Below are 21,735 nucleotides of genomic sequence, written 5' to 3'. Positions count from 1 at the left end.
AAGCACAGATGGAATAAAAAACTTTGAATGAAGCCGATTTGGTCTAACCTTCATGAGACCCAACCCAAGGAGCAATTGATATTGTCTTGAGGACCAAGCACCCATGCAGTCGTTCAGTATTTCTCCTGCCGCCATGATCAAGAGCGTCTTGATCAATCGGATCCTCATCTACGTGTTGATCCGCCGGGAAGTGACCGGTCGTTACAAAGGTTCGATGCTCGGTATCCTTTGGTCGTTCTTCACGCCGGTTTTCATGCTCGTGGTCTATACCTTCGTGTTCAGTGTCGTCTTCAAGGCTCGGTGGTCCGGCGGCGGCGAATCCAAAAGTGAATTTGCCCTGGTGCTGTTCGCCGGCCTGCTGGTTTTCAACCTGTTCTCCGAATGCCTGACCCGCGCGCCGGGCCTGGTGCTGGCCAATACCAATTACGTCAAGAAGATCGTGTTCCCATTGGAAACCCTGCCCCTCGTATCGCTCGGCGCAGCGCTGTTCCACATGGCTATCAGCGTGCTGGCATGGCTGCTTTTTTATGTGCTTCTGTTCGGCCTTCCCCCGATAACCGCGCTGCTGCTGCCATTGGTGCTGTTGCCGCTGATATTGCTGACGCTGGGTATCTCCTGGTTTCTCGCCTCGATAAACGTTTACCTGCGCGATATCGGCCAGTTCATCGGCATCGTCGTCACCGCGATGCTGTTCCTGTCGCCGATCTTCTACCCTCGCTCGACGCTTCCGCAAAACTACCAGGTCGCCTTGCAGGCAAACCCGCTGACGCTGCCGGTGGAGATGGTTCGCGACGTGTTGTTCTGGGGCAGGCCGCCGCAATGGGAACAATGGGCCACTTACTCGGTAGTCGCCGTGCTGATTGCCTGCGTCGGGTTTGCGTGGTTCCAGAGGACACGCAAAGGCTTCGCCGATGTCATTTGAGCGGGTTGGCGTGGCGCGCTGCCCAGCAACCGCTATGATGATTCGTGGCGCGACTGGAGACTGGGCGCGGCTGGTAATTGAAGTCGACGACGATCCTGAAACACTTGGGGTGCGTTGCCGTAATGACCAAAGGACTCGAAAAACGCATGGACCAGATCAACCGTCTTGTTGATTGCATTAACCAACTGTCTCGCTCAACACAATCCAGATCCATTGAAGCCCAGCAGTTGGTCAAGGAAATCGAGAACCGAGATCGGCTTATCAGACAACTGCGTCTTGGTTCACAAGCGCTTCGCACTCGCCTGGCGCTCCAGGAAGGCAAGACCGGGCGCTTGCGTGAGCAACTGCGAGTGGCCGAGCAGCGCCTCAAAGAAACCGAGGCACTGCTGCGGACAAAACACAGCGAGGCGGTCGCGCTTTCCGATTGGGCGGTGGACCTGCGCGCCCAGTTGGCGGCGAAACAGGCTGAGCTGTTCAAGCTTTCGGACTGGGGCAACGCCATCGAACGCGCCCCCCTGCGTTACTCCATACGCAAGCAGCTTTATCGGATATCCCGCCGGGTCTATGCCTGGTTGCCCCTCACCGCGCACCAGAAAAGCAAGCTGGCGCATCGGCTTCGAAGCTGGTTGAAACGCCCCAAGGCGACGCCGGGCGAGCCCGCGACAGCCACCAGCCTGATCCCGCTGCAATCGCTGCCACCGCCCGTAGACCTAGCCGTACCGTCGAGCCAAGGCCAGCCCACGATTTTGATGTTCGGGGTGATCGATTGGCACTTTCGCATCCAGCGTCCGCAAAACCTGGCCAAGGAGCTGGCCAGGGCCGGACAGACCACTTTTTATATTTCCAACAACTTCATCGACGATGATGCCCCAGGCTTCGAAGCAGAACCCTTGGCAGGCTCCGACCGGCTGTTCCAGATCCGTTTCAAGGTGCGCGGCGCGCCGCCCATCTATCACGCCCCACCGTCCGCCGCCGCGATCCATCAGTTGTGCCAAGGCCTGGCGATGCTGCTGGAATCGGCGAATGTCGGCGCCGTGGATTGCATCGTCCAGCACGCCTACTGGTTCCCCATGGCGAGGCGTGTCCCCAACGCCACGCTGGTCTATGACTGCATGGACCACCACGAAGGCTTCGGCAATGTCGCCCAGGAATTGCTCGACCTTGAGATCGCCTTGATGCGCAGGGCGGACCTGTTGGTGGCGACCTCCGACTGGATCGAACAACACGGCAAACGGGAAAACCGCAACGTCAAGGTGATCCGCAACGCCTGCGAGTTCAGCTTCTTCAGGCAGCGTCCCGACAAGGTCTATCAGGACACCGAGAACAGGAAGATCATCGGCTATTACGGCGTCATCGCCGAATGGTTCGATCTGGACCTGGTCAAGCAAGTCGCCCGGACGTTTGCGCAACACTTGATCCTGTTGATCGGCAGCGACACCGTCCAGGCAAGGAAATACTTCAAATCCTGCCCGAACGTGGTCTTTGAAGGCGAAGTCCCCTATGCCTCCCTGCCCTACTACCTGCACGCCATGGACGTGTGCCTGCTTCCGTTCAAGGTCATGCCGCTGACCCTCGCCACCAACCCGGTCAAGGTCTATGAGTACCTGAGTGCGGGCAAACCGGTGGTGTCGGTAAAACTGCCGGAGTTGAGTCAGTTCGGCGAACTGGTCTGGACGGTTGAACAGCCAACGCAGTTCATCTCGGCCGTCCGCAACGTCCTGGATGCGCTGCCAGAGGCCGGCGCCACGCGACAGGCGCGCCAATCCTTCGCCCAGGGCCAGACCTGGCAGCATCGAGCCGCCAGCCTGCGCCAGGCCATCGCGACGTTGCCATTGCCCAAGGTCAGCGTCGTGGTGTTGACCTACAACAACCTCGAACTGACCAAGGCCTGCCTCGACAGCCTGCTGACCCAAAGCCAATACCCGAACCTTGAGATCATCGTCGTCGACAATCACTCCAGCGACCAGACCCCGAGCTACCTCACGGCCTGGGCCGACGGCCATCCTGACCGGATCGTCATCCTGAACTCCGAGAACAAGGGGTTCGCCGCCGGCAACAACCTGGGCCTCGCGGCGGCCACTGGCGACTATCTGGTCATTCTGAACAACGACACAGTCGTCACCGCCGGCTGGGTCAGGGGCTTGATCCGCCATCTGCGCGACAACAAGGAAATCGGCATCATCGGCCCGATCACCAACAACATCGGCAATGAAGCCAAGGTCGGCACCCACTATGAGCGAATAGAGGACATGCCCGCCGAAGCCGCGCAAATGACCCGCGCCCGCATGGGCGAGTGGTTCGAAATCAACACCCTGGCGTTTTTCTGCGTGATGCTTCCACGCTCGACCTACGAGCAGATAGGCGGTCTCTGCGAAGAATATGGCCTGGGGTTCTTCGAGGATGACGATTACTGCCGCCGCGTGCAGCGCCGTGGCATGCGCGCGGCCTGTGCCGAAGACGTCTTTGTCCACCATCACCTGTCCGCCTCGTTCAACGCCTTGGGTGCCAGTAAAAAACAGGCACTTTTCGAGAAGAACCGGGCGATCTACGAGAGCAAGTGGGGCACCTGGGTCCCCCACAGGTACCGAGATGCATAGCAGACGTTGGCTCGTAATTGCTTACTCAAGAAGTCAGAGGAATCTATGGCGAGGGAGCTTGCTCCCGCTGGGCTGTGCGGCAGTCCCTTTTCATGAGTGCTTCGCACTCAAGCGAGAGCAAGCTCCCTCGCCACGGATTTTGGGCAGCCCTGAATGAGTAACGTTGTCCCTTCAGCCGAGACGATATTTTGCCGAGATACAGCCTGAAATACGCAATGGTGTTGGTGGTTCTGTTGGCCAGTGCGGCGGTAGGCGCGTACGGTTTTTCGACGCTTGAGCTGGCGCCCATGAACAGCGCCACCCGGACGATATTGCTGTCGGTGGCAAGCCTGGCCGCCCTCAGCGTCTTCACTCGCAAGTCACCGTTTATCCTCTGCCTGGGTTTGCTGGCGTGCTTGTCCGTCATTTGTGGGCAGGCAGGGCCGGTGATCGTCGTCGCGGTCTTCGGTTTGTCTGCTGCTGTGCTCGGCAGGTGGATGCTCAGCCGGCACCTTGCGACCGATTGGAGCGTCCACCTGCTGGTGGGAGCGGGTACGCTCGGGACGTTCACGGGCTTGGCGGCCTATTGGCCGATCAATTACCCCGGACTGTATGGCGCGCTGCTGTCATTGCCGCTTTTACTGGGGCACAAACATGCCATGTCGATAGGTCGCGAACTGCTGGGGCACATCCAGGCCTTCCGCACGGCACAAACCTCTATCCAAACGGCGCTCGACGTACTGATCTGCGGCTTCGCCTGCCTCTACGTCTTGGTGGCCTTCATGCCGGAGGTCGGTCACGACGCATTGGCCATGCACCTCTTCGTTCCATCACAACTGGCGCAGCGGCATCAATGGTCGTTCGACGCGAGCACCTATGTCTGGGCGGTCATGCCGATGCTGGCCGACTGGATCTACAGCATTGTCTATCTGCTCGCCGGCGAAACGGCGTCACGCTTGAGCAACTGTGCATTCACCCTATTGGTGACCTGGCAGATCCACAACATGACGCTCTGGGCCGGAGGCTCTGCCTCCAGTGCTCGCTGGGCAAGCCTGATTTTTCTCTCGACGCCTCTCGCCTTTGCCGAGAGCAGCAGCCTGCACATCGAGTCGGCATGGACCGCCTTCCTGCTGGCCGGGACCCTGGCGATCCTGAAGGTCTCAAGCTTCACACCCAAGCCTGGGGAGCGCTTGTCGCAATTGCTCCTGGCCGGCCTCCTGCTGGGCTTCGCCATGGCGGCCAAGGCCGTGACCCTGAGCGTCCTGCCGGTCCTGCTGGTGGTTCTCTTGTGGCAGTACAAGGCCTGGGCGATCCAAGGCATCGTCAAAACGCTGCTGCTGGGCAGCGCTGGCCTGATACTGGCCGGTGCGACCCCTTACGTCTCGGCCGGGTATTTGACTGGCAATCCGGTGTTTCCGTTTTTCAATGCCATCTTCCATTCGCCGCTCTGGCCGAACATCAACTTCGAGCCGCCAGCCACTTTCGGCACTGGGATGACCTGGGACACCCTCTATCGAATGGTCTTTGACTCGCCCGAGTTCATTGAGGGGCGAGTCGGAGCGGCAGGCTTCCAGTGGCTGTTGCTGCCCACGGCCGCCCTCGCCGTGCTGTTGAGCGGCAGCCGCAAAGCCCTGTGCATTCTCCTGGTGGGTGCTGGCGCGATGTTCATGACGTTTCAATCGACGGCTTATCTGCGTTACGTGTTCCCCTCTTTCGCGCTGTTCTCGGTGATCCTCGCGCTGCCGTTTTCCCACGACAAGACCTTCCCACGCAGCCTCGCCATCGGGGCCGGTGTCTTGTTGATCCTGACCAATACCCGTTTCATCCAGGCCGCGACTTACTACGGCGAAATCAAACCCTCTGCATTGTTGAGCCAGGCAGGTCGAGAGAGGTATCTGCAGGAACGCTTGCCCATCCGGAAAATGGTCGACACCGTCAACGCCTTGAACACCAGCTATCAGCCCGTGGCGGTCTTTGCGGCTCCGTTGATGGCGGGCCTGCGCAGCGATGCCCTTTACGCGTCTTGGTACAACCTGAAGTGGAAAGGTGAGTTCGAGACAGCGACGTCTCCATCGGAACTTGCACGGCGCTTGCGCCAGCGCCAGGTCAACTGGTTGATCATCGACCTCAAGTCAGTTCCCCAGGCGCGACTCGATCTTCTGCGCAATGTGTCCACGTCATACGCCCGACTGGGTGACCTGGACCTGCGCAAACTCAACGTCTCGCACGTCGAGCACCTGCTCAACCCGGCGCTGTCCAGCCTCGAGGGATGGAACCTGACGTCGCCTTCGAGCTATGACCCGTCGCGCAAGATCCTCACGGTCGACGTGAAGACGCCTGCAACACAGCGGGTCGAAGTGACACCAGGGCTGACGTACATCAACGGCGTGTCTGCGCGCTGCGCAACGACAGCCACCACGGGAAGAATCCAGGCCAATTGGATGGATGCCAAAGGTGACTTCATTGCCGCCAGCATCGAGACGTTTGAATGCACCGAGCAATGGGAGACCCATGAGATGAATGTCGTTGCCCCCGCGAATGCCACGTCCGTGATCATTTATGCGTCCGGCCATACAGACACTCCCCTGGAGTTCAAGTCACTATCATTCAGGCAATAACGGGCGATATCGATGAATTCAAAAACAGCGCTTTTCACGGACGAACAACGCGTCGCCGTCGTCATCCCCAGCTATCGGGTCACCGCGCACATCCTCGGCGTCATAGACGCCATAGGGCCGGAGGTGTGGCGCATCTATGTCATCGACGATGCCTGCCCGGACGATTCAGGCGCGCACGTACTGGCGTCCTGTAACGACCCTCGGGTCAAGGTGCTGCCCCACCACGTCAACAAAGGCGTGGGTGGCGCGGTCATGACCGGCTACCGGGCCGCCCTCGCCGACGGTGCGAGCATCATCGTCAAAGTCGACGGCGACGGCCAGATGGACCCGGCCCTGATACCGCTGTTCATCGAGCCGATCCTCGCCGGTGAAGCCGACTACACCAAGGGCAACCGGTTTTTCAATCTGGAGGAAGTCCAGTCGATGCCGCGGCTTCGCCTGTTTGGCAACGCCATATTGTCGCTGATGGCCAAACTGTCGACGGGTTACTGGGATCTGTTCGACCCCACCAACGGCTACACGGCGATTCACCGCGACGTCGCCAGGCTGTTGCCCCTGGACAAGGTCAGCGAGCGCTATTTCTTCGAGACGGACATCCTGTTCCGCCTGAACACCGTGCGCGCCGTGGTGGTGGATATTCCAATGGAGGCCCGATATGGCGACGAAGTCAGCCACCTCAAGATCTCGAAAATCATTGGCGAGTTCCTGTTCAAACATCTGCGCAACTTCACCAAGCGCGTGCTCTATAACTACTACTTGCGCGACATGTCCCTGGCTTCGATCGAGTTGCCGATCGGGATCCTGATGTTCTTGTTCGGCATCCTCTTCGGCAGTTACCACTGGTTCGATTCGGCGCAGAACGGCGTTGCGACACCCGCCGGAACCGTGATGCTCAGCGCATTGCCTATGCTCATGGGGTTGCAATTGATCATGGCGTTCCTCGGTTACGACATCGCCTCGGTGCCTAGCAGGCCACGACATTCCAGGCGTAGTAAAGCCACATCACTGCGGGAAGAAAACTCATTAAAGCGCTAAGGGATTTGTTATCGGACCCGTCGCTCAAGGCACTGGATGTCGACGGCATCGAGCGCCTTGATCTTCACGGCAAAGTACTGGCGCGCAAGCGGATGCTGCGCGAAGTGTTCGTGGAGTTCCACCACACGTTTCATCGCCTGGCAGCGCGCTACTTCAAAGTCGAGGGCCTTGAAGTGGAATTGGGCGCCGGCATCGCGCCCATGCGTGACTCATACCCCGAGGTACTGGCCACCGACGTTGTCTGCACCGAACAACTGGACATGGCACTCAATGCCGAGGCCATGAGCCTGGACGATCATTCGGTCAGGGCCTTTTACGGCCAAAACTGTTTTCACCATTTTCCTCATCCCGATCGGTTTTTCACCGAGTTGCAAAGGACCCTCAAGATTGGCGGCGGCGTCATTTTGATCGAGCCCTTCCACGGTCCCTTTGCCGCGTTTCTCTACAAGCGCCTGTTCAGGTCGGAAGGGTTCGACCGGCACTTCCCGTCCTGGGAAACGCCGTCGACCGGCCCCATGAACGGCGCCAACCAGGCCCTGAGCTACATCATCTTCGTACGCGACAGGCAAGCATTCGAACGCAAGTACCCTGGCCTGGAAATCGTCCATCAGGAGATATGCGGCAATTACCTGCGCTATTTGATTTCCGGAGGCCTGAACTTCCGCCAGTTATTGCCTGACGCACTGATCCCCGCGCTCAAAGTCATGGAGAAACTACTGCATCCGTTGCGACGGCTACTGGCGCTGCATCACATTGTGGTGCTCAGGAGATCGTCTTGACCTTTATCAAGTACGGCGCCATCCAACTCATCGCCTATGCCTTGGACATGGGCGCTTTCGTGCTGTTGGTCGCGCTATTCGAATATCACCCCATCCTGGCCAACATCGCTGGCAAAGGCATCGCCGGCGTGTTCGCGTTTTTCTTGCATCGGCACTTCACGTTCCAGTCGTCCCATGGCAGCGCCAAGGCCCAAGCGGTGCGTTATTTCTCTTTGCTGGCCATCAATATCCCGGTCGCTTCGGTGCTGTTCAGCGTGGGGCTGTATTTCGTCGACAGCCCGGCCCCGGTGAAATTTGTCTGCGACGTGGTCTGCGTGGCCTTGACCTATTGGATCAGCAAACTGTTCGTTTTTCATTCCAATACGCGCACGCCCGCTGACCGAGCCGAGGGCATTTGAGGCATGAAACTGGTGATCACCGGCGCGACCGGCTACATCGGACAACGTTTGTCAGCCCTTGCGGCGGCAAGCGGGCACGAGGTCATTTGCGCCACCCGCCGGCCGTGCGCCGCCGCTCATGCCTGGCTTCCCTATGACCTGCGGGGCCCAGCCCCCGAATGCCCCGCCGGTACCCAGGCGCTGATCCACCTGGCTGCCGACACTGCCCACACCGACCCGGACGAAGAACTCAGGGCGGCCCAGGCGCTGATTCGTTGTGCCCGACAAGGCTCGGCCAAGTTTGTTTTCATTTCCAGTCAAACCGCCGAGGCCGCGGCTCCCAGCGTTTATGGCCGGACGAAATGGCGCATTGAACAAGACGTGCTCGCCGCCGGCGGCACCGTGGTCCGCCCCGGCCAAGTCTATGGCGGGCCCGAACGTGGGCTCTTCGGCCTGTTGTGCGGGCTGGTTCGCCGAAGCCCGTTCATACCGGTCCTCCTGCCGGCGCCTCGGGTGCAACCCATTCATGTCGACGACCTCGCGGCCTCCATTCTGGCCGTTGTCGAGCGGGACGACATTCGTGCCGAAATCCTTAACCTGGGCGCCGCGCGACCGATTACCTTTGGCCACTTCCTGATGTCGACCGCGACGCACCGGGTCCGTGCCATGCGCCTGCCCATCCCCGTACCGGTGGCATTGCTCAGGCTGTTGCGCCGGTCACTGGGGCAATCCTTGAGTACGAAACTGGGCCTGACGCGAATTTTCTCCCTGGTCCAGCTGCCACCCATGGACAGCGAGCGCTCCCTGCAAGAAATAGGCATCCGGTTGCGTCCCCTTGCCCATGGCATGCACCGCTCCGGCCATGGACAACGTCGGGGCCTTCTTCGGGAAGCCGGGGTGCTCTTGAGCTATCTGCTCAAACGGCCCCCGCCAACAAGCTTGGTCATTCGCTACGCCAGGGCACTGGAGCACGCTGGCAAAACCCGACCCGTCGTCCACTCCCGCTTGTTGATGCGCTGGCCGATTCTACTGGCCCTGCTGGACGACCCTGGCCCCCAGCAGTCATCCGATGGCCAGGAGCTGGCCTGGCGCCTGCAGGTGGCACTGGGTATCGCCGAAGCCAGCCCCCGGGGCGCGCAGGTGTTTCTCGGCGCCCAGCCACCGGGCCGACTGGTCGGGACGCTGGTTGCGCTGGGCGTGGCCGTGCTCAAGGCCCTGGCGTGGAAACTGGCGGCGCTGGCGTGCCGTCCCCTGGCCCGCCAACTGCTGCGTGAAAGTGAAGCCCACCGTGACGCCTGAATTCGATGTGATCATCGTCGGCAGCGGCCCGGCCGGGACTTCGGCTGCCTACCCGTTGGTCAAGGCGGGCCTGAAGGTCCTCATGGTCGATGCCCAGGCCGACATCGGCTCACCGGTACTACCGAGTCGCCCATTCCTCGACGCACGGGCAAACGACGAGCATCAATGGAAATGGATGATCGGCGAAAACTTCCACGCCCTGAACCAACAGGAGGCTGTGTCGCCCAAGCTGAAGACACCGACCCACGCCCATGTCTTCGATGGATTCAGCGCCGGCAACCGCATTCAGACCGACCACTTCATCGGCGTCGGCTCACTGGCAACGGGTGGCCTGTCCAATGCCTGGGGCTGCGGCGTGGCGACGCTTGGCGCCAGCGACTTTGCCGGGCTGCCCATCGATTATTCCGAGATGCAGGCGTCCTACGAAACGGTCGCGCGCCGGATCGGTATCAGTGGCCGAATCGACGATGACCTGTCGAACTACTTCGGCCTCGATGAGTGGTCGCAACCGCCCCTGCCGCTGGACGCTTTGCACCAACGCCTGCTCGATCGATACGCGCGGCGCCGACCGGCGTTTCCTGAACTGGGGTTTCGCCTTGGCCGCTCCAGGGTCGCCGTGCTGAGCCAGCCCCTGGACGAGCGCAGGGCCTGCGACTTGTCTGGAAACTGTTTGTGGGGCTGTCACAACCAGGCCCTGTACAGCGCCTCGCAAGAGTTGGGAAAGCTCAAGCAGTACCCCGGCTTCCAGCATGTCCAGGGCTTTCTGGTGGACGACCTGCTGGGGCAGGACGGTTCATGGGTGATCAGTGATCGTCGTTCCGCCCGGCGTTTCTGCGCAACACGCCTGCTGCTGGCGGCCGGCACCCTGGCCTCGACCCGGCTCGCCCTCAAGCGCCTGAACCATTTGGCCCCGATACCATTGCTCTCATCGCCAACGGCGGCCTTTGTGCTATGGCTGCCCAGAATGCTCGGCACTCCAAGGGGGCCGACCTTTGGCCTGGGGCAGCTTTCGTTCGCCCTGGAGCTATCGGCCAATGCCACAGCCTTTGGCTCGACGTTCAGCACCACAGGCTTGCCGATGAGCGAGTTCGTCAGCCGGATACCCCTGGACAAACGCCACAGCATCGAACTGCTGAAGAACCTGCTCAGCGCCTGCCTGGTGGGGAACCTTTTCCTGCCGGGGCACTTGTCCCACAACACAGCGCGCTTGCGCCCCGATGGTTCGTTGAGCGTCACCGGCCAAATCCACCCCGAGCTGCCCCGGCTCATGAAGGCTGCCGAAGCAAAGCTGCGGCGGATCTACTGGAAAATGGGCGCGCTGTTGATGCCCATGAGCTTTACCCCCGGCGGGCCCGGGGCCGATATTCATTACGCGGGAACCCTGCCCATGCACTCGGTGCCCAAGATCGGACAGACCGATAACCTGGGCGAAGTCGCGGGCCTTGGCGGCGTGCATATTGTCGACGGGGCCTGCCTGCCCAGTCTGACGGAAAAATCCCACACGCTGACGCTCATGGCCAACGCGGACCGGATAGCCCGCTCACTTGCCACAACGATAGGAAATCAGAAGGCATGACTCGTAAGGTACTTTGCATCGTCGGTACGCGCCCGGAAGCGATCAAGATGGCTCCCGTGATCAAGGCGCTGCAAGCCGAAAGGAATATCGTTTGCCGGGTGCTCGCCACCGCCCAGCACCGAGCGCTGTTGGACCAGGTACTGGAGGGCTTCGCAATCACAGCCGACCTGGACCTGGACATCATGCGGCCCGATCAGTCATTAGCGACATTGACCTCACGCTTGCTGCTTGAACTCGACGGCGTGCTGCAATCGGAAAAGCCGGATATCGTGTTGGCGCAAGGTGACACGACCACGGTCATGTCCGCCGCACTGGCGTGCTTCTACTTGCGCATTCCCTTTGGCCATGTCGAAGCGGGCCTGCGGACCGGGGACATCTTCAATCCGTTCCCCGAAGAAGCCAACCGGGTGATCGCCGGCAAACTGACCCGCTGGCATTTCGCGCCAACCCAGCGCGCCGTCGACAATCTGCTATGCGAAGGCGTCGACGCCAGCGCCGTCACCCTGACGGGCAACACCGTGATCGATGCCTTGCTGATGACCGCGGCACAAGACTGCGACTTGGACGTCCCAGTGGACCCCGGCAAACGCCTGGTACTGGTCACCTCCCATCGCCGGGAGAACTTCGGCGAGCCGTTCCAGGATATCTGCCAGGCCCTCAAGCGCCTGGCCGAACGCAATCCAGGCATTCAAATACTCTATCCCGTCCACCCCAATCCAAACGTCAAGGATGTCGCGCACCGCCTGCTCGGCCAGACCCCGAACATCCTCCTCTGCGCGCCTTTGGACTACGCGCCGTTCATCGCGGCGATGAAGCGCTCGTACTTGATCATCAGTGATTCGGGGGGAGTGCAGGAAGAAGCCCCGGCCCTGGGCAAACCGGTGCTGGTGCTGCGAGAGGAAACCGAGCGCCCGGAGGCGGTCGACCTCGGCGTGGTCAAGCTGGTGGGCGCCAACCGGACCACCATCGTCGAACAGGCACAGCGCCTGCTCGATGATCCCCAGGCCTATCAGAGCATGGCACGCGGGGTTTCTCCCTATGGCGACGGCAAGGCCGCAGCCCGCATCGTCGAAGTCTTGAGGCAGCACTTGCAGTCATGCGGATGATCTACCTGTCGCCGGTGCCATGGGCCAGCTTCAGCCAGCGCCCCCATCACTTCGTCGACTGGTATCACCACCGGACCGGGGCAACGGTGCTTTGGATCGATCCGTATCCGACGCGCTTGCCAACACTCGATGATTTCAGGCGCAAGCCACCTGTTGCCAACCCGCAAAACACCAACGCCCCTGCCTGGTTGCGGGTCTGCAAACCCCACAGTCTTCCCATCGAACCCCTTCCCGGCTCGGCGCTGGTGCTCAAGCGGCTGTGGCGCAACCTGTTCAGGGAGGTCATGGCATTTTCCGCAGAAAAGCCCTGCATGATGTGTATTGCAAAGCCTTCGGAACTGGCCTTGCAACTGTTGGCGCGCATACCCGCAAGCCGTGCCGTCTACGATGCCATGGACGATTTTCCGGCCTTCTACCAGGGCCTGTCACGCAGGTCGATGGCACGTCGCCAGACGCAGCTCATCCAACGGGTGGATAAAGTGCTGGCATCGTCCAGCCCCCTTCGCGACAAGCTCCTGGGCATGACCGACCAGATAGAACTGGCCCTCAACGCCTGCGACATGCAGCGACTGGCACCGGTCGAAAGCCTCGACCTGGGCCCCAAACAACAAGTGATCGGCTACGTCGGCACGCTGGGTCATTGGTTCGATTGGGATCTGGTGATCGCGCTGGCCCAGGCCAACCCTGGAAACCGGATCAAACTGATCGGCCCCCTGTTCACTCCACCGCGTCGCGTCTTGCCCGCCAACATCGAACTACTCCCCGAGTGTGCCCATGCCGGTGCGATCGCCGCCATGGCCACGTTTTCGGTGGGTTTGATCCCGTTCAAGCTCAACCGCCTGACCGCTTCGGTCGACCCGATCAAATACTACGAGTACCGCGCCCTCGGCCTGCCCGTCCTCACCACCCGCTTCGGTGAAATGGCCTTGCGAGACAAGGAACCGGGGGTCTGGATCGTGGATGAGGACACGGACCTGCGAAAAGCCGCCACTGACGCGCTTGCCAGTCGAAGCGACCGATCAGCCATTCAACAGTTTCGTGAGGCGCATCGTTGGGCGGTTCGTTTTTCTTCGATAAACCTCACCGGTTGCGCATTGGAAACGCCGCAAGCACCCTAAATGATCCGACTGTTACTGCCCTAAAGCCGTCGACCGCCACCGCCCAGGGGCAGTCTCCCTGACCCGTTAATACGCGAAGCCCTGCCCCAGCTCACTTTCCATCCACTCCAGGAAACGCCGGACGCGGGGGAAGCTCGAGTGGGCTTTCGGGAATACCAGGTGGTGGGCAGCCACAGGCGCGCTGAGCGCCTCGGGCGCCACCTCGACCAGGCTGCCGGTCGCCAGATATTTTTGCGCCAGCAATGTGCTTTCCAAGGCGAAGCCCAATCCATGACTGGCGGCCTCCAGCGACATGTACGACCGATCGAAACTCAAGGCGTAAGGCTTCTCCGGGCGCGCCAGGCCATGTTGCGCAAACCATTGCGGCCATTTGAGCAAAGTGGCTTCGGACAGCACCAGGTCGCAATTCAATAAATCGGACGCGCTGCGGATCGGACATTGTGCGAGCAGTTTCGGCGAAGCCAATACCGCGAAGGTTTCGTTCTGGACGGTGCGCACTTCATAACTGGGCCAGTTTGCAGTGCCGTGGCGGATATCCACGTCAATCTTGTCCCGACTGAAATGCAGCGATTCGTAAGAGCACGAAAGATTGATCTGGATGTCAGGGTTGCAGGCGCGGAACGCTTCCAGCCTCGGCATCAACCACAACAACCCGAAGCTGGGCGCCGAGTGCAGACGCAAACAATCCAGGCTCACGTCGCTGGCCGCGCGCTCGGTGGCGACGGCCAGGCTATGGAGGATCCCTGAAACCTCCTTCAGGTATTGCTCTCCCACGGGCGTGAGCGTTACGCCTCGCGCGGCACGCACAAACAACTGCCGGCCAATCATCGCTTCAAGTTTCGCCAATTGATGGCTGACCGCGGAGGGCGTCAGGTCCAGCACTTCCGCTGCCCTGGCGACGTTGCTGAACCGGGCCGCCTGCTCAAAAGCCTGAATGGCTTTCAGCGGTGGGAGAATCAAGGGTGCATCGGCGTCGGTACGCATGGCAGATCACTCGACAATAGTTCTAATGATTGTTGAGCTTCGCCGTGAAACCTTCCAACCGCAAGCAAACGAGCGCTGAATTTTTTTCAGCACTGAATGACTTTTAGGCCATTGCTCAGCCAGGGGACCAAGACGAAGCTAAGTCATCGGTTTTTCCGAATCGACCCAATAAAAACAAATACGAGGTATCTCCCCATGCTTCTCCAAGGCAAAGTCGCGATCATTACTGGCGCCGCATCCGCCCGTGGCATTGGCCGCGCCACCGCTACGACGTTCGCGCAGCACGGCGCCCGCGTCGTGATTCTGGACCTGGACGAATCCGCCGCACGCGATGCCGCCAACGCTCTGGGCGAAGGCCATCTCGGCCTTGCGGCCAACGTCGCCGATGAAGCGCAGGTCCAACGGGCCGTCTCACGGGCCATCGAACATTTCGGCCGCATCGATATTCTCGTCAACAACGCTGGCATCACCCAACCCCTCAAAACCCTCGACATTCGCGGGTCGGACTACGACAAGGTATTGGACGTCAGCCTGCGCGGCACCCTGCTCATGTCGCAAGCCGTGATCCCACTGATGCGCGAGCAGCAAGGCGGCAGCATCGTCTGCATGTCTTCGGTGTCTGCCCAACGTGGTGGCGGCATCTTTGGTGGGCCGCACTACAGCGCCGCCAAGGCCGGTGTGCTGGGCCTGGCCAAGGCAATGGCCCGCGAATTGGGTCCGGACAAGGTGCGGGTCAATTCCATCGCCCCGGGCCTGATCCACACCGACATCACCGGCGGCCTCATGCAGGATGAGCGTCGCCACGCCATCATCGACGGCATTCCGTTGGGTCGCCTGGGCGAGGCCCAGGACGTCGCGAACGCGGCCCTGTTCCTGGCCAGCGATTTATCCTCGTACCTGACTGGCATCACCTTGGATGTGAACGGCGGAATGCTGATTCACTGATGTATCTGGGCGGGCCAGTGCGGCCCGTGCGGTTCTGGATCGAAGACCCCTGCCGGGCTGTTTGCCTGGCGGTCAATAAAAACAAGAGATCAGGCCATCATGACTACTTTGTCGCTCGAAGCGGTTTCGACCGTGCGCTCCAATGCCTACCGGAAAACGGCCTGGCGGCTGATGCCCTTCCTGATGCTGTGCTATTTGTGCGCCTATCTGGATCGGGTCAACGTCGGCTTTGCCAAGCTGCAGATGATGAACGACCTGGCGCTCAGCGAAACCGTCTACGGACTGGGCGCGGGGATGTTTTTCATCGGCTACTTCCTCTGCGAAGTACCCAGCAACGTCATCCTGCACAAGGTCGGCGCTCGCGTCTGGATCGCGCGAATCATGATCACCTGGGGCATCATTTCCGCGATGTTCGCCTTCGTTGAGACCGCTTGGCAGTTCTATGCCTTGCGCTTTCTGCTCGGGGTCGCCGAAGCAGGGCTGGCACCGGGTTTGCTGCTGTACCTCACCTACTGGTTCCCGTCCTACCGGCGTGCGCGCATGACCGTGCTCTGGTTTATCGCCATCCCGTTGTCGGGCATGGTGGGCGGCCCGCTGTCGGGCTGGATCATGAACCATTTCGCCGGCGTGCACGGCTGGGCCGGTTGGCAGTGGATGTTCGTGCTCGAGGCCATTCCCACCGTCGTTGTCGGGTTGCTGGTGCTGAGTTACCTCAAGGATGGCGTGCATCAGGCCCATTGGCTGGACGACGAAGAGAAAGCGCTGGTCAGCCGTGAGCTGGCCGAGGACAACCAGCAGAAGGTCACCCATGCCTCGGTGGGCGAGTTCGTCCGGGACCGCCGCCTGTGGCTGTTGGCCGGTATTTACTTCTGCGTGGTCATGGGCCAATACGCCATTACTTTCTGGCTGCCGACGCTGGTGCGCAACGCCGGGGTTTCCGATCCGCTGCACATTGGTTTCCTGACCAGCCTGCCCTACCTTTGCGCGATTGCGGCCATGTTGTTGATCGGCCGCAGCGGCGACAAACACCGCGAGCGACGCTGGCACCTGATTGCACCAATGATTGCCGGTGCCATCGGCCTGACGCTCGCCGCGCTGCTGGGAGGCAACATCTTGTTGTCCATCCTGAGCCTGTGCCTGGCGGCGTCCGGCATCCTGTCCGCCTCCTCGATGTTCTGGATGCTGCCCACGACCCTGCTCGGCGGGGTGTCCGCCGCCGCAGGCATCGCGGCGGTCAACAGCTTCGCCAACCTCGCCGGCTTCTGCTCGCCCTACCTGATTGGCTGGATCACCACGCAAACCGGCTCCAGCGCCATCGGCATGTACCTGATCACCGGCGTACTGCTGGGCGGCGCCTCGTTGGTGCTGCGCATTCCTGCCGCCCTGGTCAATCGTTAAGTCACCGGAGTTCCACCATGACTCGCTCGCTTTCACCTGCTTCACCCCTGTCCCTGGCCGACCGTGCCCACAACATCCGTCATCACGCGCTGCGCATGGGGCAGGTGCAAGGCCAAGGCTATGTCGGCCAGGCCCTGGGCGCCGCCGACCTGCTGGCGGTCGCGTACTTCCACGCCATGAGCTATCGACCCCAAGACCCTGAATGGGAGCAACGTGACCGCTTCTATCTCTCCATCGGCCACTACGCGATTGCGTTGTACGCGGCATTGATCGAGGCCCAGATCGTTCCGCTCGATGAGTTGGAAACCTACGGCGCGGACGACAGCCGGCTGCCCATGTCGGGCATGGCGGCGTACACGCCGGGCATGGAAATAACCGGAGGCTCCCTCGGCCAAGGGCTGGGCATCGCGGTAGGCGCCTGCCTGGGCCTCAAGCGCAAAGGCTCGTCGGCTTTCGTCTACAACCTGCTATCGGACGGTGAATTGAACGAAGGTTCGACCTGGGAAGCGGTGATGTCCGCTTCGCACTGGAAGCTCGACAACCTGATCGCAATCGTCGACGTCAACAACCAGCAGGCCGATGGATACTCCAGCGAGATCCTCTCGTTCGAGCCGATCGTTGACCGCTGGCAAGCGTTTGGCTGGTTCACCCAGCGCGTCGACGGCAACGACCTGGACGCCTTGGTGACGGCCTTCGATGCCGCGCGCAACCACTCCTCCAGCGTGCCTCGGGTGATCATCTGCGATACACGCATGGGCAAAGGTGTGCCGTTCCTGGAGAACCGCGAAAAGACCCATTTCATCCGCGTCGAAGAACACGAGTGGGACCTGGCGCTGAACAACCTCGAAGAAGGAAGACACTCATGAGCAACGCCGCCAATACATCGAACGCGAAAATCGAGCCGGGCAAAAAACGCCTGACCACTTCGGCGATGATTGCCTCGATCGCGGCCGAGGGCCAAGCGACGAAACCTGCGCCATTCGGCCATGCACTGGCCGCATTGGCGGACCAGCGCCAGGACATCGTCGGGCTGTCCGCCGACTTGTCCAAATACACCGACCTGCACATCTTCGCCAAGGCCCATCCGGACCGTTTCTACCAGATGGGCATGGCTGAGCAATTGCTGATGAGCGCTGCGGCGGGTATGGCCCGGGAAGGTTTCGTGCCGTTTGCCACGACCTATGCGGTGTTCGCTTCCCGTCGGGCCTACGATTTCATCTGCATGGCAATTGCCGAGGAAAACCTCAACGTCAAGATCGTCTGTGGCTTGCCGGGTCTTACCACCGGTTATGGTCCGAGCCACCAGGCCACCGACGACCTGGCGATATTTCGCGCCATGCCCAACCTGATGATTGTCGATCCCTGTGACGCGCTGGAAATCGAACAGGCCGTGCCCGCCATCGCCGCCCACCAAGGCCCGGTCTACATGCGTTTGTTGCGCGGTAACGTACCCTTGGTGCTGGACGAATACGGCTACACGTTCGAGATCGGCAAGGCCAAGACCCTGCGCACCGGCAATGATGTCCTGATCATTTCCACCGGGTTGATGACGATGCGTGCGTTGGAAGCAGCCAAGCAACTGCAGGCAGACGGCGTCGATGTCGCGGTATTGCACATGCCGACCATCAAGCCGCTGGATGAACATACCCTGCTTGCCGAGGCCAGAAAGCCGGGACGATTGGTGGTGACCGCAGAAAACAGCTCCATCATCGGCGGGCTGGGCGAAGCGGTTGCCGGGGTCCTGCTGCGCAACGGGGTGACGCCGACGTTCAGACAAATTGCATTGCCAGACGCCTTCCTCGACGCAGGCGCGCTGCCGACACTGCATGATCGCTACGGCATTTCCACCCAGGCCGTTTGCGCGCAAATCAAAGCCTGGCTTTAACAGCAAACCGCCGGGTATCGGCGACGGGTACCCGGCGGCTCCAAGCAAAGGGGAGCGAAACCTGATGTCTGATGAATGGCTCGATCCCATATTCCGCGGTCTTGTGGCCTCGGGTGCGGAACAATGGTCGGTGGGCACGCTACCCGCCATCCGCGCCCGAGTGCATTCGACCTTCAAACCCGAGCACCGCGCGCGATGCGAAGTGCGGTGGATTCCAGGCACCGATGACGAACGCCTGCGCCTGTGCGTCTACCGGCCGGAAGGCCTCGAGCCTGATGCTAACCTGCCGGCGATCCTGTCTATCCATGGTGGTGGCTTCGTACTCGGAAGCCCCGAAATGGCCGATGACTTTCTGGCCGACCTGGCCGACGAGTCAGGTGCGTACATCGTTGCAGTGGATTATCGACTGGCGCCCGAATATCCCTTTCCAGCGCCCCTTGACGACTGTTACAGCGCCCTCGCCTGGCTGTTCGAAAACAGCCAGGACCTGGGCCTGGATCCCCGGCGCATTGCGGTCATGGGTCATAGCGCCGGTGGCGGGCTGGCCGCCGCATTGGCCATCATGGCTCGCGACAAAGCGCGGTATCCGATCGTCGGCCAGGTGCTCGTCTATCCGATGCTCGATCACCGCACAGGCTCGACGCAATCACCCTACCCGAGCCGCGACACAGACACACTCAGTTGGCTGCCGGAGCCCAATCAGTTCTGCTGGCAGTGCCTTCGCGGGGGCGCCCCCCTGGACGATGATCGTGTCGGTCTGTTCTCACCGGCGCTGCAACCAGACCTGCGTAACCTGCCACCGACGTTCATTTCGGTCGGTTCTCAAGATTTGTTCCTCGAGGAGGACGTCGATTTTGCAATGAGGCTGATTCGCGCAGGCGTTGCCACCGAACTTCATGTCTATCCCGGCGCGCCCCATATGTTCGACCAGGTGCCAGGGCGCATCGCGGATCAAGCGTCCCGCGACATCGTCCGGGCGCTGAGCGTTTTTCTGAGGAGGGGGTGAAATCGGATCCGGACCTTCAATCCAACGATGAAAACTTACGCGCCAGCGTCTATGGTAGATACTTGTAATGGCGGCCATCGTCCAATAACAAGATCGCCGTGAAGCCCCTTCGCGGATTCACGCCTGATGGAGCATTTCATGACCCTGCATAGCGCGCAGCCTATCCCGAGCGAACTGGCAGCCTTCGTCAACGACCATTTTTCCGGACGCGGCCTGAAGCCCGATGGCCTCATCGCCCAGTCCTGGTACCGCAGCGTCGTGGAGCACCGGCTCGACCCTGGCGCGGCGAGCCGCAAGAACATCCTCAGCGCCGAGGACATCCGCCGTCATCAGGAACAGCACCAGCAGTATCTTTCCATCGCCAGCCAAGGCGTCAGCGGTCTGGCCCGGCGCGTGGTGCCCGCCGGTTTTGCCGTGCTGCTGAGCGACGAGCGCGGCATTACCCTGGATTCCCGACTGCCCGACCAGCACGACATCTATACGCAGTCCGGGCTGGTGGTGGGTGCGCAGTGGGAGGAATCGGTGGTGGGGACCAATGGCATCGGCACCACGCTAGCAGCCGCGCAGCCGTTGATCATTCATCGGGAGGAGCATTTCCTGGCGTCCAATTTCAGCCTGAGTTGTTCGGTGGCGCCCATTTTCGATGCCCAAGGCCTGTTGCGCGGTTGCCTCAATGCGACCTGCATGAACAGCGCAGGCCCCCGGGAAAGCCAATACCTGACGCTGCAACTGGTGATCATGTATGCGCGTCTGATCGAGAACGCACATTTTCGCCAGAGCTACCGCGACCGCTTGACCTTGTCCCTCAAGCCCCTGGATGAAATCGCCGACCTGGCCAACGAGCAATTGCTGGCGCTCGATGAAAACGGCCGCGTCATCGGGGCCAACCGTGCGGCATTTGTTGCCCTGGAGCTGGCTCAGGGGCCGCAGTTGCTGGGCACGCCCATCGATCGCCTGCTTCCCACCACAATGGACGAATTGCTGAAGCTCACCAATGGCGGCGCCCAGGGCGTGCGTTTGCGTGGCCTTCGCGATGAAGCGCTGCTGGAGGTCGGCCTGCGGATTCCATCCCAACAGCACCGCCCGCGCCCCATCGCCCGCCCTACCCTTGACGCTCACCCGGAGCTGCAACAACTTGCCGGCCTCGACCCTCAACTGCAACAGAGCGTGCGGCGGGTGCGCAAGGTGATCGACAAAGGCATCCCTATTTTGATTACCGGCGAAACCGGCACCGGCAAGGAAGCCTTTGCCCGAGCCATCCACCAGGCCAGCCATCGTCGCTCAGGCCCGTTCGTTGCGCTCAATTGCGCGGCCATCCCGGAGACGCTCATCGAGAGCGAGCTGTTCGGCTATCGCGCCGGCAGTTTTACCGGCGCCAACCGAAAAGGCATGAAGGGCAAGCTGGAGCTGGCGAACGGCGGCACGCTGTTTCTCGATGAGATTGGCGACATGCCCGCCCATTTGCAAACCCGCTTGCTGAGGGTACTGGCGGAGCGGGAAATCGCGCCGCTGGGGGCTGAAGTGCCGGTGACGCTGGACGTCCAGGTCATCTCGGCGACTCACCAGGACCTGCCTACGATGATCGGCGAGAAGCGCTTTCGCGAAGATCTGTTCTATCGCCTCGCCGGCATGAACCTGGCGCTGCCCGCCTTGCGCGAACGCAGTGATCGCGCCGCGCTGATCGATCAATTGCTCGCGGCTCAGGACGAAACTCGTGGGCTACGGCTGAACGCGGACGCCCGCCAATGCCTGCTCGACTATCAGTGGCCTGGCAATATCCGCCAATTACTCAACGCCCTGCGTTACGCGGTAGCCCTGGCCGAAGACGGGGTCATCGACTTGGACTGCTTGCCCAGCGAAGTGCTGGCGCCACGGTGGCTGTCATTGCCCAACAACACCACACCGTTGTCCGGCAAGCTGGGCGAACAGTTGGGCGACGAAGAGGCCCGCCGCTTGCTGGCGACCTTGCGTCAGCATCGTTGGAACATCAGCGCCGCCGCTACCGAACTGGGCATCTCTCGCTCCACGCTGTACCGCAAGATGAAAAAGCACGGCGTCGTCGCGCCCAACGACCAGTTCTGATACGCCCATGAAAATGCCGGCGCCCTTGC

17 protein-coding genes are annotated in these 21,735 nt (G+C 61.1%); 16 read left to right on the top strand and 1 reads right to left on the bottom strand.

Annotation, left to right across the window (positions count from 1 at the left end):
* The first annotated feature begins 103 nt into the window (after positions 1–103).
* The 10 genes from J3P76_RS11205 to J3P76_RS11160 all read left to right on the top strand — a co-directional run bounded on the left by J3P76_RS11205 (position 104) and on the right by J3P76_RS11160 (position 13,406).
* The gene (locus J3P76_RS11205; protein WP_434676401.1) at positions 104–922 is read left to right on the top strand and encodes an ABC transporter permease; all 819 of its coding nucleotides are present in this window, start codon (positions 104–106) and stop codon (positions 920–922) included.
* Between the two features lie 122 nt (positions 923–1,044).
* The gene (locus tag J3P76_RS11200; RefSeq protein ID WP_434701943.1) at positions 1,045–3,519 is read left to right on the top strand and encodes a glycosyltransferase; all 2,475 of its coding nucleotides are present in this window, start codon (positions 1,045–1,047) and stop codon (positions 3,517–3,519) included.
* A 287-nt stretch (positions 3,520–3,806) separates the two neighbouring features.
* Positions 3,807–6,116: a phospholipid carrier-dependent glycosyltransferase gene (locus J3P76_RS11195; protein WP_434676399.1), complete on the top strand. Its 2,310-nt coding sequence runs from the start codon at positions 3,807–3,809 to the stop codon at positions 6,114–6,116.
* Positions 6,117–6,128: 12 nt separating this feature from the next.
* The gene (locus tag J3P76_RS11190; protein WP_434701942.1) at positions 6,129–7,151 is read left to right on the top strand and encodes a glycosyltransferase family 2 protein; all 1,023 of its coding nucleotides are present in this window, start codon (positions 6,129–6,131) and stop codon (positions 7,149–7,151) included.
* Positions 7,152–7,156: 5 nt separating this feature from the next.
* Entirely contained in the window at positions 7,157–7,930 is a 774-nt protein-coding gene (locus J3P76_RS11185) for a class I SAM-dependent methyltransferase (RefSeq protein ID WP_434701941.1), read from the top strand.
* Positions 7,927–8,328, top strand: a complete 402-nt coding sequence (locus J3P76_RS11180) for a GtrA family protein (RefSeq protein WP_434701940.1) — start codon at positions 7,927–7,929, stop codon at positions 8,326–8,328. The genes J3P76_RS11185 and J3P76_RS11180 overlap by 4 nt, the downstream gene beginning before the upstream one ends.
* A 3-nt stretch (positions 8,329–8,331) precedes the next feature.
* Complete coding sequence (locus J3P76_RS11175; RefSeq protein WP_434701939.1) at positions 8,332–9,606, top strand: SDR family oxidoreductase; 1,275 nt, start codon at positions 8,332–8,334, stop codon at positions 9,604–9,606.
* The gene (locus J3P76_RS11170; RefSeq protein WP_434701938.1) at positions 9,596–11,182 is read left to right on the top strand and encodes an FAD-dependent oxidoreductase; all 1,587 of its coding nucleotides are present in this window, start codon (positions 9,596–9,598) and stop codon (positions 11,180–11,182) included. Before J3P76_RS11175 ends, J3P76_RS11170 begins: the two co-directional genes overlap by 11 nt.
* Complete coding sequence (wecB, locus tag J3P76_RS11165) at positions 11,179–12,288, top strand: non-hydrolyzing UDP-N-acetylglucosamine 2-epimerase (RefSeq protein WP_434701937.1); 1,110 nt, start codon at positions 11,179–11,181, stop codon at positions 12,286–12,288. The genes J3P76_RS11170 and wecB overlap by 4 nt, the downstream gene beginning before the upstream one ends.
* On the top strand, positions 12,279–13,406 hold the full coding sequence (locus tag J3P76_RS11160) for a glycosyl transferase (protein ID WP_434701936.1): 1,128 nt from the start codon (positions 12,279–12,281) through the stop codon (positions 13,404–13,406). Before wecB ends, J3P76_RS11160 begins: the two co-directional genes overlap by 10 nt.
* 66 nt (positions 13,407–13,472) lie before the next feature.
* Here J3P76_RS11160 and J3P76_RS11155 read toward each other — a convergent pair whose 3' ends face one another.
* Positions 13,473–14,390 (bottom strand): LysR substrate-binding domain-containing protein, encoded by a 918-nt coding sequence (locus tag J3P76_RS11155; protein WP_420763655.1) that lies wholly within the window; start codon positions 14,388–14,390, stop codon positions 13,473–13,475.
* A 195-nt stretch (positions 14,391–14,585) separates the two neighbouring features.
* Here J3P76_RS11155 and J3P76_RS11150 point away from each other — a divergent pair, with 195 nt between their 5' ends.
* The 6 genes from J3P76_RS11150 to J3P76_RS11125 all read left to right on the top strand — a co-directional run bounded on the left by J3P76_RS11150 (position 14,586) and on the right by J3P76_RS11125 (position 21,706).
* The gene (locus tag J3P76_RS11150; protein ID WP_420763654.1) at positions 14,586–15,335 is read left to right on the top strand and encodes an SDR family NAD(P)-dependent oxidoreductase; all 750 of its coding nucleotides are present in this window, start codon (positions 14,586–14,588) and stop codon (positions 15,333–15,335) included.
* Between the two features lie 99 nt (positions 15,336–15,434).
* Positions 15,435–16,733, top strand: coding sequence for an MFS transporter (locus J3P76_RS11145; protein ID WP_434701935.1), 1,299 nt, complete (start codon positions 15,435–15,437; stop codon positions 16,731–16,733).
* Positions 16,734–16,750: 17 nt separating this feature from the next.
* Positions 16,751–17,599: a transketolase gene (locus tag J3P76_RS11140; protein ID WP_434701934.1), complete on the top strand. Its 849-nt coding sequence runs from the start codon at positions 16,751–16,753 to the stop codon at positions 17,597–17,599.
* Complete coding sequence (locus J3P76_RS11135) at positions 17,596–18,618, top strand: transketolase family protein (protein WP_434647864.1); 1,023 nt, start codon at positions 17,596–17,598, stop codon at positions 18,616–18,618. The genes J3P76_RS11140 and J3P76_RS11135 overlap by 4 nt, the downstream gene beginning before the upstream one ends.
* 64 nt (positions 18,619–18,682) lie before the next feature.
* Positions 18,683–19,624, top strand: coding sequence for an alpha/beta hydrolase (locus J3P76_RS11130; RefSeq protein WP_434701933.1), 942 nt, complete (start codon positions 18,683–18,685; stop codon positions 19,622–19,624).
* A 138-nt stretch (positions 19,625–19,762) separates the two neighbouring features.
* Positions 19,763–21,706: a sigma-54-dependent Fis family transcriptional regulator gene (locus J3P76_RS11125; RefSeq protein ID WP_434701932.1), complete on the top strand. Its 1,944-nt coding sequence runs from the start codon at positions 19,763–19,765 to the stop codon at positions 21,704–21,706.
* Positions 21,707–21,735 lie beyond the last annotated feature (29 nt).

This window comes from Pseudomonas sp. D1-36 (assembly GCF_051132205.1).
In the GTDB taxonomy this organism is placed as follows: Bacteria; Pseudomonadota; Gammaproteobacteria; order Pseudomonadales; family Pseudomonadaceae; genus Aquipseudomonas.
The sequence above is the reverse complement of the archived record's forward strand: the minus strand, read 5'-3'. Positions and strand labels throughout refer to the sequence as shown.

Excerpts from the sequence above, each read along its gene's own strand:
- J3P76_RS11145 (WP_434701935.1), top strand. The coding sequence starts at position 15,435 with ATGACTACTTTGTCGCTCGAAGCGGTTTCGACCGTGCGCTCCAATGCC.
- J3P76_RS11140 (WP_434701934.1), top strand. The coding sequence starts at position 16,751 with ATGACTCGCTCGCTTTCACCTGCTTCACCCCTGTCCCTGGCCGACCGT.
- J3P76_RS11130 (WP_434701933.1), top strand. The coding sequence starts at position 18,683 with ATGTCTGATGAATGGCTCGATCCCATATTCCGCGGTCTTGTGGCCTCG.
- J3P76_RS11190 (WP_434701942.1), top strand. The coding sequence starts at position 6,129 with ATGAATTCAAAAACAGCGCTTTTCACGGACGAACAACGCGTCGCCGTC.
- J3P76_RS11125 (WP_434701932.1), top strand. The coding sequence starts at position 19,763 with ATGACCCTGCATAGCGCGCAGCCTATCCCGAGCGAACTGGCAGCCTTC.
- J3P76_RS11150 (WP_420763654.1), top strand. The coding sequence starts at position 14,586 with ATGCTTCTCCAAGGCAAAGTCGCGATCATTACTGGCGCCGCATCCGCC.
- J3P76_RS11135 (WP_434647864.1), top strand. The coding sequence starts at position 17,596 with ATGAGCAACGCCGCCAATACATCGAACGCGAAAATCGAGCCGGGCAAA.
- J3P76_RS11200 (WP_434701943.1), top strand. The coding sequence starts at position 1,045 with ATGACCAAAGGACTCGAAAAACGCATGGACCAGATCAACCGTCTTGTT.
- wecB (WP_434701937.1), top strand. The coding sequence starts at position 11,179 with ATGACTCGTAAGGTACTTTGCATCGTCGGTACGCGCCCGGAAGCGATC.
- J3P76_RS11155 (WP_420763655.1), bottom strand. The coding sequence starts at position 14,390 with ATGCGTACCGACGCCGATGCACCCTTGATTCTCCCACCGCTGAAAGCC.
- J3P76_RS11175 (WP_434701939.1), top strand. The coding sequence starts at position 8,332 with ATGAAACTGGTGATCACCGGCGCGACCGGCTACATCGGACAACGTTTG.
- J3P76_RS11160 (WP_434701936.1), top strand. The coding sequence starts at position 12,279 with ATGCGGATGATCTACCTGTCGCCGGTGCCATGGGCCAGCTTCAGCCAG.
- J3P76_RS11195 (WP_434676399.1), top strand. The coding sequence starts at position 3,807 with ATGAACAGCGCCACCCGGACGATATTGCTGTCGGTGGCAAGCCTGGCC.
- J3P76_RS11205 (WP_434676401.1), top strand. The coding sequence starts at position 104 with ATGCAGTCGTTCAGTATTTCTCCTGCCGCCATGATCAAGAGCGTCTTG.